The 15,389-nt window shown below is 70.4% G+C and carries 13 protein-coding genes and 3 tRNA genes; 7 read left to right on the forward strand and 9 right to left on the reverse strand.

Annotated elements, in window-relative coordinates; genetic code table 11:
* Window positions 1–142: 142 nt before the first annotated feature.
* The 5 genes from AB0F70_RS01750 (at window position 143) to AB0F70_RS01770 (ending at window position 2,348) form a co-directional block, all read left to right on the forward strand.
* On the forward strand, window positions 143–766 hold the full coding sequence (locus AB0F70_RS01750; protein WP_357442818.1) for a hypothetical protein: 624 nt from the start codon (window positions 143–145) through the stop codon (window positions 764–766).
* A 29-nt stretch (window positions 767–795) separates the two neighbouring features.
* The gene (locus AB0F70_RS01755) at window positions 796–1,104 is read left to right on the forward strand and encodes a hypothetical protein (protein ID WP_357442820.1); all 309 of its coding nucleotides are present in this window, start codon (window positions 796–798) and stop codon (window positions 1,102–1,104) included.
* A 125-nt stretch (window positions 1,105–1,229) separates the two neighbouring features.
* Window positions 1,230–1,745 carry a hypothetical protein gene (locus AB0F70_RS01760; protein ID WP_357442823.1) on the forward strand — a complete coding sequence of 172 codons (516 nt, stop codon included), beginning with the start codon at window positions 1,230–1,232 and terminating at the stop codon, window positions 1,743–1,745.
* Between the two features lie 73 nt (window positions 1,746–1,818).
* A complete protein-coding gene (locus AB0F70_RS01765; RefSeq protein ID WP_357442826.1) occupies window positions 1,819–2,061 on the forward strand; it encodes a hypothetical protein in 243 nt (80 codons plus the stop codon).
* Window positions 2,058–2,348, forward strand: a complete 291-nt coding sequence (locus tag AB0F70_RS01770; protein WP_357442828.1) for a hypothetical protein — start codon at window positions 2,058–2,060, stop codon at window positions 2,346–2,348. Before AB0F70_RS01765 ends, AB0F70_RS01770 begins: the two co-directional genes overlap by 4 nt.
* Window positions 2,349–2,455: 107 nt before the next feature.
* Here the strand turns inward: AB0F70_RS01770 and AB0F70_RS01775 are convergent.
* The 3 genes from AB0F70_RS01775 to AB0F70_RS01785 form a co-directional block, all read right to left on the reverse strand.
* Window positions 2,456–2,530 (reverse strand) — tRNA-Val (locus tag AB0F70_RS01775).
* Window positions 2,531–2,543: 13 nt separating this feature from the next.
* Window positions 2,544–2,614, reverse strand: a tRNA-Cys gene (locus AB0F70_RS01780).
* 68 nt (window positions 2,615–2,682) lie between these two features.
* A tRNA-Gly gene (locus AB0F70_RS01785) sits at window positions 2,683–2,754 on the reverse strand.
* A gap of 190 nt (window positions 2,755–2,944) precedes the next feature.
* Between AB0F70_RS01785 and AB0F70_RS01790 the strand changes: the two genes are divergently transcribed.
* Window positions 2,945–4,057, forward strand: a complete 1,113-nt coding sequence (locus tag AB0F70_RS01790; protein ID WP_357442831.1) for a chorismate-binding protein — start codon at window positions 2,945–2,947, stop codon at window positions 4,055–4,057.
* 33 nt (window positions 4,058–4,090) lie between these two features.
* Here the strand turns inward: AB0F70_RS01790 and AB0F70_RS01795 are convergent, their stop codons facing one another.
* The 4 genes from AB0F70_RS01795 to AB0F70_RS01810 all read right to left on the reverse strand — a co-directional run bounded on the left by AB0F70_RS01795 (window position 4,091) and on the right by AB0F70_RS01810 (window position 12,368).
* Complete coding sequence (locus AB0F70_RS01795; RefSeq protein ID WP_357442834.1) at window positions 4,091–5,356, reverse strand: alginate lyase family protein; 1,266 nt, start codon at window positions 5,354–5,356, stop codon at window positions 4,091–4,093.
* A 69-nt stretch (window positions 5,357–5,425) separates the two neighbouring features.
* The gene (locus AB0F70_RS01800; RefSeq protein WP_357442836.1) at window positions 5,426–8,983 is read right to left on the reverse strand and encodes a discoidin domain-containing protein; all 3,558 of its coding nucleotides are present in this window, start codon (window positions 8,981–8,983) and stop codon (window positions 5,426–5,428) included.
* 251 nt (window positions 8,984–9,234) lie between these two features.
* Window positions 9,235–11,415 carry a glycoside hydrolase family 36 protein gene (locus AB0F70_RS01805; protein WP_357442838.1) on the reverse strand — a complete coding sequence of 727 codons (2,181 nt, stop codon included), beginning with the start codon at window positions 11,413–11,415 and terminating at the stop codon, window positions 9,235–9,237.
* Window positions 11,412–12,368 carry a family 43 glycosylhydrolase gene (locus AB0F70_RS01810; RefSeq protein ID WP_357442840.1) on the reverse strand — a complete coding sequence of 319 codons (957 nt, stop codon included), beginning with the start codon at window positions 12,366–12,368 and terminating at the stop codon, window positions 11,412–11,414. Before AB0F70_RS01810 ends, AB0F70_RS01805 begins: the two co-directional genes overlap by 4 nt.
* Before the next feature lie 51 nt (window positions 12,369–12,419).
* Between AB0F70_RS01810 and AB0F70_RS01815 the strand changes: the two genes are divergently transcribed.
* Entirely contained in the window at window positions 12,420–13,439 is a 1,020-nt protein-coding gene (locus tag AB0F70_RS01815) for a LacI family DNA-binding transcriptional regulator (protein WP_357442842.1), read from the forward strand.
* An 8-nt stretch (window positions 13,440–13,447) separates the two neighbouring features.
* Here the strand turns inward: AB0F70_RS01815 and AB0F70_RS01820 are convergent, their stop codons facing one another.
* A complete protein-coding gene (locus AB0F70_RS01820) occupies window positions 13,448–14,386 on the reverse strand; it encodes a carbohydrate ABC transporter permease (protein ID WP_357442844.1) in 939 nt (312 codons plus the stop codon).
* On the reverse strand, window positions 14,383–15,387 hold the full coding sequence (locus AB0F70_RS01825) for a sugar ABC transporter permease (protein ID WP_357442846.1): 1,005 nt from the start codon (window positions 15,385–15,387) through the stop codon (window positions 14,383–14,385). Before AB0F70_RS01825 ends, AB0F70_RS01820 begins: the two co-directional genes overlap by 4 nt.
* Between the last annotated feature and the right edge of the window lie 2 nt (window positions 15,388–15,389).

The raw sequence follows: 15,389 nt of genomic DNA on the forward strand, positions 1-15,389 counted from the left end.
AAGCGTACGAGATCATCATGCGGATCGATGAGGCCATGGCCCGCAACCCCGAGATTGAACCTGGTTGGTACGGCCCTTCCATCATCTACCTCGAAGACGGCACCTGGTTCGCGACAGGCGGCCACCGAGGTGAGGGTCGCTCGTGAACCGCTCGGCATCGAGCCATGAGGCCGACCACAGCGACAGGGCTACTCGGGCGTGGTGCCCGCCGTCGAGCACCATGGAAGAAGGCCACCGCATGACCCTGTCGAGGACCCTGCGTGTGGGCGGCACGGAATGGTCGCGACTCCAGGAGCTGATCCGTACCGGCGCCCATGGCGAAGACGCCGCCGAGCACCGGAACGCCCAGGTACGCGGCTCGCTGGTCGCCGCGCACCGAGAACGCGGCACGGAGACCCAGCTGACGATGCAGGGCGGCCAGGTCGTGCTGGTCACTCGGCGTCTGGCGCGGGTCGACGGCCGGCGACGCGTCGAGCCGGGCGCTCAGGTCGCGTTCACCACACCGGAAGGCCTGTGGCCGTCCATCGCGCGAACGCTTCCGGATATCAGCATGCTGCGTGCTCCGTCGTCGGCCACGGCCGGCGAACCGGACCAGGACCTGGAGCTGTCGCGTGAAGCGACGCTGGAGCTGCTGATCCGCGAGGACTACGCGCTCCGGGTGCGGATCGAAGCCTGGCACGGCGGAGGGCTGCCGTCGGTGGTCTGGGCCAGGCAGTGGTCCGCTTCGGACGACCGTTTGCTAGGGCGTGTTTCTGTCATCATGTGATCCGCACAAGCCCAAAGCGGAGGATCTTCGTGACCGCGGACTATTACGTCGCTGATACCGAGAACGGCGACCACATCGATGACCCGTCCGAGGACGCGCTGTTCATCCTGATCAGCGACTTGAACACCGTCGACAACACGTTCGTTGTGATCCAGCCTGACACCGATGACCCTGTCTGGTTCGCCACGGTTGGCCTCTTGTCTCCCGGGCAATACGAGATCGTTCGACGCGACAAGCACCGCCGGGAGCACGAACTTCAGATCAGCGACAGCATCAGCGATATCGCCAAAGACCTCACTATCTGGCTAGCGTCGCGCTTCCGACCAAACCAGCCTTGACCCAGTTCTGAGACATGCCCTAGTGGCACGGTCCGCGTTGTTGGACCCGTGGTCAAGGCTGATCACGGAGCGCAGCGCGGCTGTGGTTGCGGGCATCTACGAGCCGCTTGGTGCAGGGTGTCCACGTGGACGAACAGCAGATCCGGCAGGCGTTTGACGAGGTGCTCGACCAGGCCTTGGTCTTCCACGGCTTCGCCGACTACATGCGTGACTACGACCTCTACATCTACGCGACAGCGGATCCACGAACGGGTATCGAGCCCGAGCACCTCCGGTACCGGTTCACCCATTGTGTTCGCGCGACAGTGACCACGGCCGTTCGGCGTGATGTCTGGCTCTATTCGCAGGACGACGACCTGATCGACTACGACGCTTGGACTCGGTCGGGCGAGCGCGAAGCGTACGTGCGGGGGGTGAAGTGGCAGGTGTTGTACCCGGGCATGCAGCTCCTACCTGCGTCACGCGAAGCACAGGAGTGGTCAGCCGACATGGGCCGGCCGTTCCACGAGGCACTGATCGAAACCAACGGGCACAACTTGTCGCTCATTTTCTCTGGCCTGGAGATCACCACAGTCGCCCCTGGGGCTTCTCCGTTCGTCGTTCCGGCATCAGGCCCCGATGCGAAGTTCCCCATTGAGTAGTAGCCCGGTCCTCTTGGCATGACGGCACACCATGGGCCCAGAGATGACGAGGCGGTCGCTCTACACTCACCGTGTGCTGCATGAGCTCTGGGAGGACCCCGAGGGGAATCCATACTTGTTCTGCCTCGCCGGCAAACATGGGGAACAAGCCCGCGCAGGTCTCTCCACCGCTGCTCGCCTCACATGGACAGTTGAAGCCAGCAGCCACTTCGAGGCAATGACGCTGTACTACGAGCACCAGGGCTGGGGCATTTACACGACGAGTTACCCCGACTGGGACAAGAAGACCTACGCCGAACACGGCTTGGTGTTGTGAGCACAAAGCTGGCCCACGGGGCATCGGGCGCGCTGCGGCGTTTCGCGGGTTGGGTTGCTCGCGGGTCGGTCGGACATCCTCTGCTCGACGGGACCGACTACTGGGACGACCTGCGCGACTCGCCGAGCCAGATGGAGACCCTATTCGCGATCTTCGCCAACGTCCTAGAACTCGACGACGAGGGCGAACCAGTGAACGAGAAGCGCGCCGAGCGCCGAGCGCCGAGCGGCAGCATGGCTCTACCAGTACTGCACCGGGAGCCTGCCGCCGGGCGAACCCGAACTTGAGAGTTGGGAAGTCGCGCTCTACTGACGGCCGCGGCTCAGCCACCAGCACCAGGAACGCGAAAGGCCCCCCAGCCAGCGTCTCCGCCGGCCAGAGGGCCTGTCATGCATGGTGGGCGATACTGGGATCGAACCAGTGACCTCTTCCGTGTCAGGGAAGCGCGCTACCGCTGCGCCAATCGCCCATGCTGCTGTGCGAGGTGGGTACGGGATTCGAACCCGTGTATACGGCTTTGCAGACCGCTGCCTCGCCACTCGGCCAACCCACCGCCCGGCCAACCTACAACCTTGGCGTGCTCTCATCAGCCGAAGATCTACGAGAGCGGCGTTTTTTCCGAGCGGACGACGGGATTTGAACCCGCGACCCTCACCTTGGCAAGGTGATGCTCTACCACTGAGCTACGTCCGCGATGCCGGGCATCCTGGGGTTTCCCCCGGTGTTCCGGCGTTCTGAACACTAATCGAACGGAGGGCTAACCGTCCAATCGATCGCGCCGCCGTACGGTTGTCCCGTGTCCCCCAGCCCGGCCCATCCGCCCGCAAACCGCACGATTCGCCCGGTTCCGTCCCGCCGGACTTCCGCAGCTCCGCCGTCCGACGTGACCGGAGACACGGGATGGGCGAGCTTCGCCGGACGCGTCGCGACGGACGCGGTCGAATGCATTGACGTCCTGGCCGAGCCCGAACGGCTCGCCACGGGAACCTGGTTCGTCGTCGCCGACTTCGAGGCAGCCGCCGGAACACCGCCAGGAGCCCGCCCAGCGGGACAGGCCCGCGCCTGGCGCTTCGCCACCGTGCACGACGCCGGAGCACCACCCGCCACCACCTGGACCGGTCCCCCGGCTGATGCCTGGACCTCCTCGATGGACCAGGCCGGCTACGAGGCCGCCGTCCGCCGGGTGCGCGAGCACGTGCGCGAGGGCGACGTCTACCAGGCCAACATCTGCCGGGTGCTGTCCGCACCCCTCGCGATCGGGCAGGCGGGCGACGAACCCGACGCCCGGGCGCTCGCCGCCCGGCTCGCCGCCGGAAACCCGGCGCCGCACGCGGCCGCCGTCCACGTACCCGCCGCAACCGGACTGGACCCGGTGTGGGTGGTGAGCGCCTCCCCCGAGCTCTACCTGTCCGTGCGGGACGGGCCGGGGACCGGGACCGTCGTCGAGTCCGGCCCGATCAAGGGCACCGCCCGCACCCCCGACGGCCTCACCGAGAAGGACCGCGCCGAGAACGTCATGATCACCGACCTCGTGCGCAACGACCTGCAGACCGTCTGCCGCCCCGGCACCGTCGCGGTCACCTCGCTGCTGGAGGTCGAGGAGCATCCAGGCCTGGTGCACCTCGTCTCGCGCGTGCGCGGCACCCTGTCCGACGACGTCGTCCGCTCCGGCGAGCTGTGGCGCCGCCTGCTGGCCGGGACGTTCCCGCCCGGCTCGGTCTCGGGCGCGCCGAAGTCGAGCGCGCTGCGGATCATCCGCGAGCTGGAGCCCGTCCCCCGCGGCCCGTACTGCGGCGCGGTGGGCTGGGTGGCCGACGGCGAGGCCTCCCTCGCCGTCGGCATCCGCACGTTCTGGTGGGCCGACGGCGGGACAGGCGGCGTGCTCCGCTTCGGCACCGGCGCCGGCATCACCTGGGGCTCCGACCCGACGGCGGAGTGGCACGAGACCGAGCTCAAGGCGGAGCGGCTGGTCGCGCTGGCGTCGGAGCCCCGGTGACGAAGGCCGGTTGGTGACAGGTGTGTCGGCGGATCAGTACATCAGCGTGCCGAACCCGAGCTGGTCGTACCCGCCCGACGTCGAGCCGTAGTCGCCGCCACCGCCCTCGGGGCGCACTCGCTCCGCCATCTGACGCACCCAGCCCGCCTCCAGGCCCTTCCGCCCGCTGTAGTGCGCGAGCACCGACGCCCACACCGGCCGCAGCTGCCCCCGGCTGGCCGAGCTGACGTCGGTGTGGGTGGACCAGCCGACGTGCGGCGGGGTCGTGTTGGGACCGGACTGCCACGTGTAGTCGGTGAACGGGACGTCGTTCCCCAGGTTGTACTTGGCGACGTACTGCGCCCCCTTGAGGAAGCGGTTGTTGTCGTACCCGTAGCAGTCGATGCCCTGGTTCCAGGCCATCTCGCAGAAGGCGCCCAGCTGGCCGATGCCCATCATGGTGTGCCCCTGGTCGCGGCCCGCCTCCTGCCACTGCCCGAGGCCGCCGTCGACGTCGTGCAGGAAGGGCACCGCGTGCCGGATCGAGCCGTTCCCCGCGCCGTCCTCGAAGTAGTCCACCGCGCGCTGGACCAGGTCCGAGCGGTCGGTGAAGATCCCGATCGCCAGCACCGAGTTCATGGTGCACAGGTCCCAGTTGGCCCAGTAGTTGGTGATCACCGCGTTGTTGTGGTTGGTGAGGAACTGCTCGTTCATCGGGTGGAAGATGCCGAGCAGCATGTCCGCGAACCGCCCGCGGTCGAAGTCCGGACGGTTCCGCACGAGCTCGGCCGCGTTGGCGAACTGGTACCCGTAGAGCCCTGCGGCCAGGTACCGGTCCGCGTTGCCACCCAGCGTCCGCATGGTGCCGGACCAGGCGTTGAGGATCCGCGACGCCGCCGCGCCGTGTGCATCGGAGCCCGAGACGTGCCACCGCAGCGCGTTCTGATAGGCCGCGTGGATGTCGGGGTACATCTGGGCATAGTTCTCGCCGGTCCCGCCCCGGATCACGTCGGCGAGCGGACGCGGCTGCCACGTCGCGGCGGACCGGCCGTTCGCGACGAGGCGGCCCCAGCCGGCGGTCCACGGCTGAGCACCGGCGGCGACACGGTTACGGGCGGCGGTCAGCTGTGCCGCCGTGTGCTGCATGCCGGGGTGGGTGGCGAGCACGGCGGCGGGGCTCGCCGGTGCGGCGGACGCGGACTGCGCCGCCAGCGCGCTGCCGGAGAGCCCGGCCAGCACCGCCAGGGACGATCCGGCGAGGAAGGCCCGGCGCGAGGCGCCGTCCGCCCCGGTGTTCGGGTGTTCTTCAGGTGCGGTCATCGCGGTTTCCGTTCTGTCGTCATTGACAACGGCCATAGATAACGGGCACAGCTGCCGGCCGGCCGGAGCTCAGGCCGCTTCGAGCGCGGCCACTGCCGCGGCGAGCTCATTGGTGGTGGCGTCCACCTCTTCCTGGTCGGGGGCGGCGCCTGCCGAGCGGAGCGCGAGCGCCGCCTCGCGGGCGGCGTCGAGCCGCTGCCAGGACGACGCCGTCCAGTCCGCGGTTACCAGGTCCGCGGTCTCAGCCAGGTACAGGTCGAGCCCCGAGCGGTCCACGGTGCTGGTGACGAGCTCGACCTCGGCCAGGTTGGTGCTGCCGGAGGTGGCCAGCACCCGGATCGCGCCCGTGTCGACGGGCTCGGGCAGGGCAATCTGGTTCCAGCCCGACGTCGCGCCCTTGACCGTGGCGAAGGTCTGCCAGGTCCGGCCGCCGTCGGTGGAACCCTGGAGCTGGATCCCCTCGGCGCGGCTCACGTGGGTGGAGCGGGGCAGGTACCGCACCGCCTCTACATGGAAGGTGCTGCCGTCGTCAGGAACCACCTGGACCCAGCCTGCGGCCTGCTTCGTGTCGGTGAAGGTGGCCGGGTCGCCGTCGAACATCGCCCAGCCGTTGGCTGCCGCGTCCAGGCGTCCGTCCCACGACGGCGAGCTCGAGGTGACCCACGGCCGCGACACGGCAGCGAGCTCGGGCTCCGGCGGCTCGAGCAGGTCCCAGGCGTCGAGGACGCGCCGCGCGAGCGCCTTCTCGTCAGCTCCCGGCCCCGCGGCCGCACGGACCGCCTCGACCTCCCGGGTGAACCGCACGACCGACGCACGGGAGTATTCCGACAGGTCAGCGGCCTCCGCCTCGGCGAGCAGCAGGTCCAGGTCTGCCTCGATCCGTTCGCCGTCGATCCGGAAGTCCGCGAGGCTCCAGATGCCTGGATACGCGGGATCCGTCGGCACGCCCGGCTCGTCGACCTGGAGCTTGAGGTACCGGAACGCGCTGTCACGCTCGGCCTCGCGCACCGCTACCTGCTCGACCTCGACGTCGTCGCCCACGTTGGGATGCTCGGTCAGCAGCGTCCAGGTCTGACCGTCGGACGACCCGTAGACGTTGGTGCCCTCGGCCCGGTTGGGGAACGTGTCCCGCGCGAGGAACCCGAAGCCGTAGGCCCGGACGCGGTAGCCCGGCCCGAGGTCGAGCACGACGTTCGGTACCCGGAGGTCGCCCCAGGAGGTCTGGTTGTCGCCGTCCGTCAGGGCCGCGAGGGCCGTCGGCGAGACCTGCGCCGAGGACACCGCACGCGTGTAGTCGAGGGTGCCGTCCGGCAGGCGCGGGTCGAGCAGCTCGAGGTCCGCGACGGCCAGTCTCAGGTTCTCCAGGAGGGCGCCGAACTCCGCAGTGGTCGAGTCGTCCGCGCCGTCGAGCGCGGCCGCCTGCGCCTCGGCGACCGGCGTCCAGGTCGCGGTCGTGTACGCCTCCGGTTCGTCCAGGTCTGCCAGGTGCGCGGCCACCGCACCCGCCCGGTCGGGCGCGATCGTGAGGGACAGGGGCAGCGCGGTGTCTGCCTCGTCGTCGGACGCGACGACGACGAGGTGCTCGACGTCGTGCCTGCCGTCCGGCGTCCACGTGAACGTGCCGTCCGCCGAGATCTTCGCCCCGCGCGGCGCGTCCTGCAGCGTCAGCGCGAAGTCGCTGTCGGGGTCGGTCACCCCGAGATCCCGGGTGTAGGGCTCGCCGGCTACCGACACGGCGTCGAGCGCCGCGCCGTCGCCGAAGGTCGGCGGGGCGAGGGTCCCGTTGGCGTCGGCGAGCAGGCTCTCGACGTCGACGTGGGTGCGGCCTCCGGTCGCGCGGAGCACCACGAGGTTGGCTCCCGCGGCCGGCGCCTTGGCCGAGGCGACGTCGAACCAGACGTGCCGCCACCGCCCGTGCGTGTCGGGGAGCTGGACGGTGGTGAACGGTGCGGCGTCCGCGGTCCGGGAGATCTCGAGGGTTGCGGTGCCCTTCGTGCGGACCCGCACCCCGACCAGCGCGGTGCGGCTGCGGTCCGGATAGACCACGCGGCGCACGGCCACCTCGGCGTCGTCCCTCCTGGCGTCGAGGCGGACGAAGCTCTCGCCGTCGTCGTTGCTGCGCTGCTTGGCGCCCCTGCCGAGGGTGTGGCCGAACTGCTCGAGCGGCAGCTGTGGCCCGGCACCCAGCGGGGGCACGGTGACGTCCTCGTCGGCGAGCGCGGGCGGGAACGCCACCCAGTACTCGGCGCCGGTGTAGTCCGAGCCGCTCTCGTTCCAGAAGTTCGTGACGGCGCTGCCGTAGTGGAACAGCGGCCCGTCGCCCTGCTCGTACAGCTCGGCGACGTAGGGAGCCGCCCGCGCGACGTCCACGCCCGCGACGTACTCGTACTGGTAGTACAGCTCGTTCAGCGGCTCGCGCAGGCGGCCGCGGTAGGCCTCGGAGAGCCTGCCCGAGCCGCCGGAGGTGTCGATGTAGGGCGGCCCCTCGCCCATCATGTAGGCCGCGAAGGCGTCGCCTCCCTCGAGGATGCGGTTGTCCAGGAACGCGTACGGGCTGACGGCGTCGGACGCCGTCGAGACGGTCCCCTCGACCGGGTCGATCCGCGTGCCCTGGTTGTTCACGATCCGGGCGAGGGCCGCCAGGATGTCGACGTCGCCCTCGGCGTGCGCCTGGTCCCGGCCCATCTCCATGTGCTGGACGAAGTCCTTGCCGTACGGGTTGAGCGGGTCGTCCGCGTCGATGGTGCGGAAGATCGCGGCCAGCGAGCCGTTCACGTCGCCGCCGTTGATCGTGTGCTCGCTCTCGTAGCCCGCGTTGACGGTGAACCACTCGACGCGCTCGGCGTAGAGGTCTGCATCGTCGAGGAAGATCGCCGCGGACACCATGCCGATCACGCCGTACAGGTGCTGGTTCCAGAGGCGGTTCCGGGAGAACAGGAACGTGTCGAGCACCGGGCGGACGAGGTTGTCCTCGATCCGCTGCTGGTCGCGTTCGGTCCAGCGCAGGTCGTACCCGTCGAGCTCGTCCTGCGCCGGTTGTGTGGACCGGATGATCTCGGCGGCGACGAGGGTCTGGTAGAGCGGGACGCCGGTGTGGATGTGCGCATCGCCGAAGTACTTGTACCTGGCCGGGTCGAGGCTGGACCACGTGCGGATCACGTGCAGCGCGTTGGCGCGGTAGACGTCGTCACCGGTCACCAGGTACATGAGGGCCTGCGTCATCGCGCCGGTGCTGTCGGCGTGCTGTCGGCTGCGCATGCTCGCGTTGTCGTACGCGGTGGTGGTCGGCTGCTCGTCCGTGGGGCCCTGGATGGACGCCTTGAAGTCGCGGGCCGCATACCTGGTCTGCGTCATCGCGTCGTAGTAGCTCGCCCACGGCTCGACGTCGGCGCGCACCTGGGTCCGCATGTTCTCGAGGTTGTCCGCGGTCAGGCCGACGCCGGGATGGGCGAACCCGGCGTCGCTCACGGTCTTGTGGATCTCGACGGCCTGGCCTGCCAGCAGCTCGGCGGGGCCGGCGTCGTCCGCCACCGCCGCGGACGCCGGGGCAATGCCGGCGACCACGACGGCCGCCGTGGCGAAGAGTGCGGTGGCTCTCGAGCGCAGCCTGGACGTGCGTTGCCTCATCGTGTTCCCTCCACGGCCGCAACTCTGCGGGCCGAGCGCAGCCGTGGCCGCGCCGTCGTCACCTCGTTGTGAGTCGGGATATCGTTATCCCCGGAATACGTTATCCCGACGTACCGGACAGCACAAGGGCCCTGTGAACCGGTTGTCTCCCGGGCCAGAACGCTCGGTCGCCGGCCTCCGGCCCTGACTCGAGGTACCTGGTACGCCGAGTCAGGGCCGTAGGCCCACGCTCCCCTTAAGCACCGCACCGCTCACGTGCCCACCCGCACCCGCAGCAGACGCGCCGACGTCAGCCCCGGAAGCTTGAGCTCCAGCGCACCGCCGTCGTCGACCACTGCTACCGACTCGCCGCCCCAGCGCGGGTACAGCACCTCCACCGCCTCGTCGGCGGCCCGGCCCGGCAGCGGCACCCGGAGCGTGTCGGGCGCACCGTCGTCCGAGTCGCCCCTGCGCCAGACCGCGAGGTAGAGGTGGTCGCCGTCGCGCGCCCCCTGGACGATCCAGGGGTCGCGCCAGCCCGGCAGGCCGAGCGGCCACACCGGCATGGAGCGGCCGACGGCGGAGCGCACCGCCCGGTAGGCCGCGAGCGCCTCCCGGACGACGGCGCGCTGGTCGGCGTCCAGCGTGTCGACCCGGCCGGTCAGGTGCACACGGGCTAGCAACGCCGTGACCAGGGAGAAGGCGAGCTGTTCGCGGTCCATGGTGCCGTCGACGCAGGCCCAGACCCCTGCCTGCTCGGGTGGGAGGGCGAGGGGCGCGGCGGCGGCGATGGGCGGGGTGGCCCGGTAGTCCTGCTGGTCGGTGACCGACTGGACGGGGAAGACGCCGCCGGTGGCCGCGTCAGTACGGGATCCGCCGGCCGCGCAGGCCTCGATCACCAGGCCGGGGTGGCGGTCCATGACTGCGCCCGCCCAGTCGAGGAAGGCGCGGCCGTGTTCCAGCAGCCCGGTTCCGGGGGCCTCGCCGGTGCCGGCGTCGGTCCCGGGGCCGATGTCGATGTTGTGGTCGAGCTTGAGGTAGGCGAGCCCGAAGGTGGTGACGAGCCGGTCGACCACCGTGTCGAGGTGCTCGCGTGCGGCGGGGTGGCGCAGGTCGAGCTGGTAGCGCCCCCACTCGGCGACGCGGTGGCCGTGGCGCTGGAAGAACGCCGCCTCGGGGAGGGTGTGCGCGACGGGGCTGCGTACGCCGACCACCTCGGGTTCGAGCCAGAGGCCGGGCCGCATGCCGTGGGCGCGGATCCGGTCGATGAGGCCGCCGAGGCCGCCGTCGGGGAACCGGGTGGTCGAGGGTTCCCACTGGCCGACGGAGTCCCACCAGCCGCCGTTCTCGTCGTCGTACCAGCCGGCGTCGATCACGTAGTACTCGGCGCCGAGGTCGGCGGCGGCCTCGATGAGCGGCAGCTCGCGGTCGGTGGTCGGGTCGGACATCAGGGTGTTCAGGAAGTCGTTGTAGACGACGGGCAGGGTGTCGTGGTCGGGGTGGGGCCGCCGGGTCCGACGGCGGTGGGCGGTGAGCGCCGCGCCCATGGCGTCCAGGGTCGCCTCGGCTCCGGCCGCGGCTCCGGGGACGACGGCGAGACTCACCGGCACGCTCATGAACGACGAGCCCGGCGCGAGCCGGCCGGCCCACTGGTGCTCGTGCGCCGTCGGCCCCATGGCGGCGAGGTAGACGTCGTCGTACCGGTCACCGAGCTCGGTGTGCCAGGCGCCGCTGGTCTCGACCTGCCAGGCGAGGAGCCGGCCGGTGCGCGTGTCCTCGACCAGGCCCATGGGCAGGTGCTCGGACGTGGACCAGGCGCCGGTCGAGGTGAGGCCTATCCGGTTCTTCGAGCCGACCTGGCCGAACCGCACCATGCCGACGTCGTACAGGCCGCGCTCGGCGAGCGTGGACCGGCGCCAGCGGAACTCGCCGCTCCACGGGTTGGCCGCCTCCCACACCGCGAGCTCGGTCTCCCAGCGGGCGGCGTGGCCGAGCCCGGAGACGACGCCTGTGGTGACGTGGTCGAGCACCAGCTCACGGTCGGAGATCAGCTCCGCCCAGGTCCGCAGCACGGGGATCGTGTCGGCGAGCTCGTAGTGGACGGTGGCGCGCAGCCCGGTCTCGGGGTCGGCAAGGCCCAGCAGGAGGCGCCGGACGGCGCCGGACCGCTCCTCGGTCACCTCGCTGATCCGCATGCGCTGGGCCGCGGCGCCGTCGACGTGCCGCTTGCCGGAGGTGCCCGAGCGGCCCTCGCCGAGCACCGCGACCTCAAGCACCGGGAGCGCGGAGCGGCGCAGGCCGGCCAGGTCCGGCCGGCCTTCCGCCGTGTGCCACAGCGCGACGAGCCGCGGCGCCGTGTACGGCCCATGGGCTATCACGACGCGGACGACGTCGTTGCCCCATTCGAGCCGCTGCTCGGAGGCGTCCTCGAGGCCGGGAAGGGTCACGGTCATGCGATCACTCCCGTCGTGGGGTCGATGGTCCAGGTGTCGCGCCACTCGAGCACGGCGGCGCCGTCGGCGAGCCGCACGGGCAGCCAGACGGGCGCGGAGTGGAACAGGTCGTCCCGGTCCCACCGGTCGCCGACGTAGACGTGGCTCGTGGTCAGGGAACCGTGCACGGTCACGATCGTGGAGGTCTGCGAGTCGAAGGTGGCCGCGCCCTGGGGCGCGAAGTCGGCCCAGTCGCTCCACGGCCCCGCGAGCGACGACGCCGTCGCCACCTTGTTGTCGTTCGTGGACCAGCCCGTCAGGTCGGACCCGAACAGGTAGTACAGGCCGTCCACCTTCACCAGGGCCGGCGACTCGTAGCCGTGCGGGCCGGCCGGGTGGTCGCTGGGCGGTGTGAGCGTGGTCGACACGATCTCCTCGACCGCCAGGTAGTCGGCGGACAGCCGGTAGACGTGCAGGCCATGCTCCCGGTCCTCGGACAGCAGGTACCCGGTGCCGTCGTCGTCCGCGAAGACGCCGATGTCCCGGCTGATGTTGCCCAGCGGGCGCTCGCTGCGCAGGTAGGTGTACGGGCCCTCGGGCTTGTCGGCAACGGCCCAGCCCACGCGCGCGTTGGAGTAGTCGGCGGACTCGACGTGCAGGAACATCACGTACGTCCCGGCGGGGTTACGCAGCACCTTGGGGCGCTCGATCACCCGTCCGGGGGCGAGGTCGGGGACGTCGGACGAGACGAGCAGGGCGTGCCCGTGCGCGGTCCAGGTCGCGAGGTCGGGTGACGAGTAGCAGGCCACTCCCCCGAAGGTTCCGCCGTTCGTCTTGTCCTCGCCCCAGGCGTAGAACAGGTCGCCGAACCTCTGGATGCCGACGCCGTGCAGCTGGGCGACGGCGCCCTGGTCGTCGACGAAGAGCCGTCCTGGTGCGATGACGCCACGTGGGGCGCGCGGTGGGGTGGGCACTCAACTCTCCTCGGGTGGGGAAAACGTTATCAGCTGCCGTATGCTCGGCTCATGGCCAGTCCGAAGTCGTACCGAGCCCCTGTTCTCGCCGATGTCGCGAGGGCAGCGGAGGTCTCGGTGCCTACCGTCTCCAGGGTCCTCAACGGCTCGAAGTACGTGGCGCCCGAGCTCGCTCAGCGTGTGCACGAGGCGGTGCAGACCCTCGGGTACCGTCCGAACGGCGCTGCCCGCTCGATGCGTTCCGGCCGACGCACGCTCGTCTCCGTGCTCGCGGGGGCGACCGCCAACTACGGCTACGCCCGCACGCTGCAGGGCGTCGAGACGGCGGCCCGCCGCGCCGGCATGACCGTGTCGATCACCGTCGTGGAGTCCGGCGACGACGAGCACGTGCGCGCCGCCATCGACCTCACGCTCGCGCAGCCCACGGCGGGCGTGATCGTGCTCGAGTTCGACCGGGCGGGGATCAACGCCACCCGGGCACTGCCCGAGGGTCTGGCTGTGGTGGTCGCCGGGGGTGGCTCGCGCCGTACCGGCAACGTCCCCGCCGCGCTGATCGACGAGCGCGCGGCGGGCCGCCAGGCGACCGAGTACCTGCTCCACCTCGGCCACCGGACCGTGCATCACATCGCGGGCCCCACCGAGGGCAAGCACTCGGGCCGCACCGACGGCTGGCGCGCGGCCCTGGCCGCCGCCGGCGCCCCGGTCCCGCAGATCATGCGGGCCGAGTGGGACGCGAGCGCCGGCTACCGCTGGGGCGAGCGGATCGCCGGGATGAGCGACGTCACGGCGGTCTTCTGCGCCAACGACGACATCGCGCTGGGCCTGATGCGGGCCCTGTCCGACCGGGGCCTCGACGTCCCCGGCGACATCTCGGTGGTCGGCTTCGACGACCAGCCGCTGGTCGCCCTGTGGCGGCCGTCCCTGACCACCGTGGACCAGGACTTCGAGGATCTCGGCGCCCGGGCGTTCGGCCTCCTGGCCCAGGTGGTCGACGGCGAGGAGGGTGTGGCGTCGTCGGTCAGCACGCCGCAGCTCGTCGTGCGCGAGTCGACCGCCCCGCCGAAGGGCTGACCCGGCCACTACTTGAGGCTCCCGAGCGTGACGCCCGAACGCCAGTAGCGCTGCAGGGCGATCATGAGCACCACCATCGGGATGGTCGAGACGAGCGAACCCGTCAGGACGAGGCTGGTCAGGTCGACGGTGCTGTCGGTGCCGCGCTGCAACCAGGAGTACATGCCGAGCATGACCGGCCACTTCTCGACACCCTTGAGGAAGACCAGGGGCCACATGAACGTGTTCCACGACGCCACGAAGTGCAGCAGGAAGATGGTCGCGCCCGCCGTGGACAGCAGGCGCAGCCCCATGGAGAAGAAGATCCGGTACTCGCCCGCGCCGTCGATGCGGGCGGCCTCCATGAGCTCGGTCGGGACCGCACCTTCCGCATAGACCTTGGCCAGGTAGACGGAGAACGACCCGAACATGCCGGGCAGGATCATCGCCCAGATCGTGTCGTACAGGCCGAGCTGCACGAACAGCACGAAGCTCGGCACGATCATGAGCGAGCCCGGGATCAGGAAGGACGCGATGATCAGGCCCATGGTCAGCCCGCGCCCGCGGTACCGGTACTTGGCGATGCCGTACCCGGCCGCGAGCGCCACCAGGGTGAGCCCGAGGGAGCCGAGCCCCGCGTAGACGACCGTGTTCCACAGCCAGCGGCCGAAGATCCCGTCCTGGTAGGTGAACAGGGTGCTGACGTTCTCCCACAGGTTGAAGCTGCTGAACCAGAGCCCGTTGGTGGTGTACAGCTCGCGCTGGTTCTTGGTCGCCGCGACGAGCAGCCACCACAGCGGCCCGACGGCGTAGAGCGTCAGGGCGACCAGCACCCCGAGGACGACCCAGCGGGACGAGCCCCTGGCTTCCGCGATGGACGAGTTCTCGTCGGCCCGGCGCCGGCGGCGTCCTTGCGTGCGTACGGTCTGCGCGGCGGCGGCCTCGGGCACGAGTGTCGTGTCGCTCATGAGTCCTCCCTGTTCGTGAAGCGGTAGATGATCGCGGAGGCGACACCGACGACGACGGCGAGGATGACCGACAGGGCGGTGGCGTAGTTGAGGTTGCCCACCTTGAACGCCTGGTCGTAGATCATCATCGCCGGGGTGAAGTCCCGCGTGATGGTCTCCGGCGTGACCGCCCGGAACAGCAGCGGCTGGTCGAACAGCTGCAGCGTCCCGATGATCGAGAGCAGCGACGTCAGCACGAGGGACCCGCGGACGAACGGGACCTTGATGGACCAGGCGATCCGCAGCTCGGACGCGCCGTCCAGCCGTGCCGCCTCGAAGATCTCGTGCGGCACCGACTGGAGCGAGCCGTACAGGATGAGCATGGTGAAGCCGAGGGCGCCCCAGACCGCGAGGTTGCCCATGGACACCCAGACCATCGAGCTGGAGAAGAAGTTCAGGTCGAGCCCCAGAGCCTCGAAGAACGGGGTCAGCGGCCCGACGGTAGGGCTGTACTGGAAGATCCAGACCATGGTCGCGACGATGCCCGGCACCATGTACGGCAGCAGGAGCGCTATGCGGAACCCGGCGGCGGTCCGGCGGCGTGCGGCGTCGAGCAGGAGGGCCATGGCGAGGCTCAGGACCTGGGTCACGGGGACGACCACCAGGGCGTACAGGAAGACCCGCAGCATCCCCGCCCAGAAGTTGCCGTCGGCGAGCCCGGCGGCGAAGTTGTCCAGCCCGACGAAGGACACGGTCTGGCCGCCGAAGCCGAGGCCACCCGTGGACTTCGTGGCGTAGACGCTCTCCCGCAGGGCCATCCCGACCGGCACGAGCACGAAGAGCGTGAAGCCGGCCAGGAACGGGAAGGTGAGCGAGGCACCCTTGACGCTCTGCGCGGTGCGCCAGGTCCAGCGTGGGCCGCGCCCACGAGGTGAGGCGCCGCGCCCGGGGCGCCCGCCGGGTGGCGAGCCGGCGACCGGTTCACGCGCGGTGGCGTGCTTGTCTTGCGTGTTGACGGACATCG

The organism is Promicromonospora sp. NPDC023805 (genome assembly GCF_040639635.1).
GTDB lineage: Bacteria > Actinomycetota > Actinomycetes > Actinomycetales > Cellulomonadaceae > Promicromonospora.

What these genes read in the sequence shown, in the direction of transcription:
- AB0F70_RS01825 (WP_357442846.1), bottom strand. Translation starts at nt 15,387, where the DNA reads ATGTCCGTCAACACGCAAGACAAGCACGCCACCGCGCGTGAACCGGTC.
- AB0F70_RS01820 (WP_357442844.1), bottom strand. Translation starts at nt 14,386, where the DNA reads ATGAGCGACACGACACTCGTGCCCGAGGCCGCCGCCGCGCAGACCGTA.
- AB0F70_RS01815 (WP_357442842.1), top strand. Translation starts at nt 12,420, where the DNA reads ATGGCCAGTCCGAAGTCGTACCGAGCCCCTGTTCTCGCCGATGTCGCG.
- AB0F70_RS01800 (WP_357442836.1), bottom strand. Translation starts at nt 8,983, where the DNA reads ATGAGGCAACGCACGTCCAGGCTGCGCTCGAGAGCCACCGCACTCTTC.
- AB0F70_RS01795 (WP_357442834.1), bottom strand. Translation starts at nt 5,356, where the DNA reads ATGACCGCACCTGAAGAACACCCGAACACCGGGGCGGACGGCGCCTCG.
- AB0F70_RS01805 (WP_357442838.1), bottom strand. Translation starts at nt 11,415, where the DNA reads ATGACCGTGACCCTTCCCGGCCTCGAGGACGCCTCCGAGCAGCGGCTC.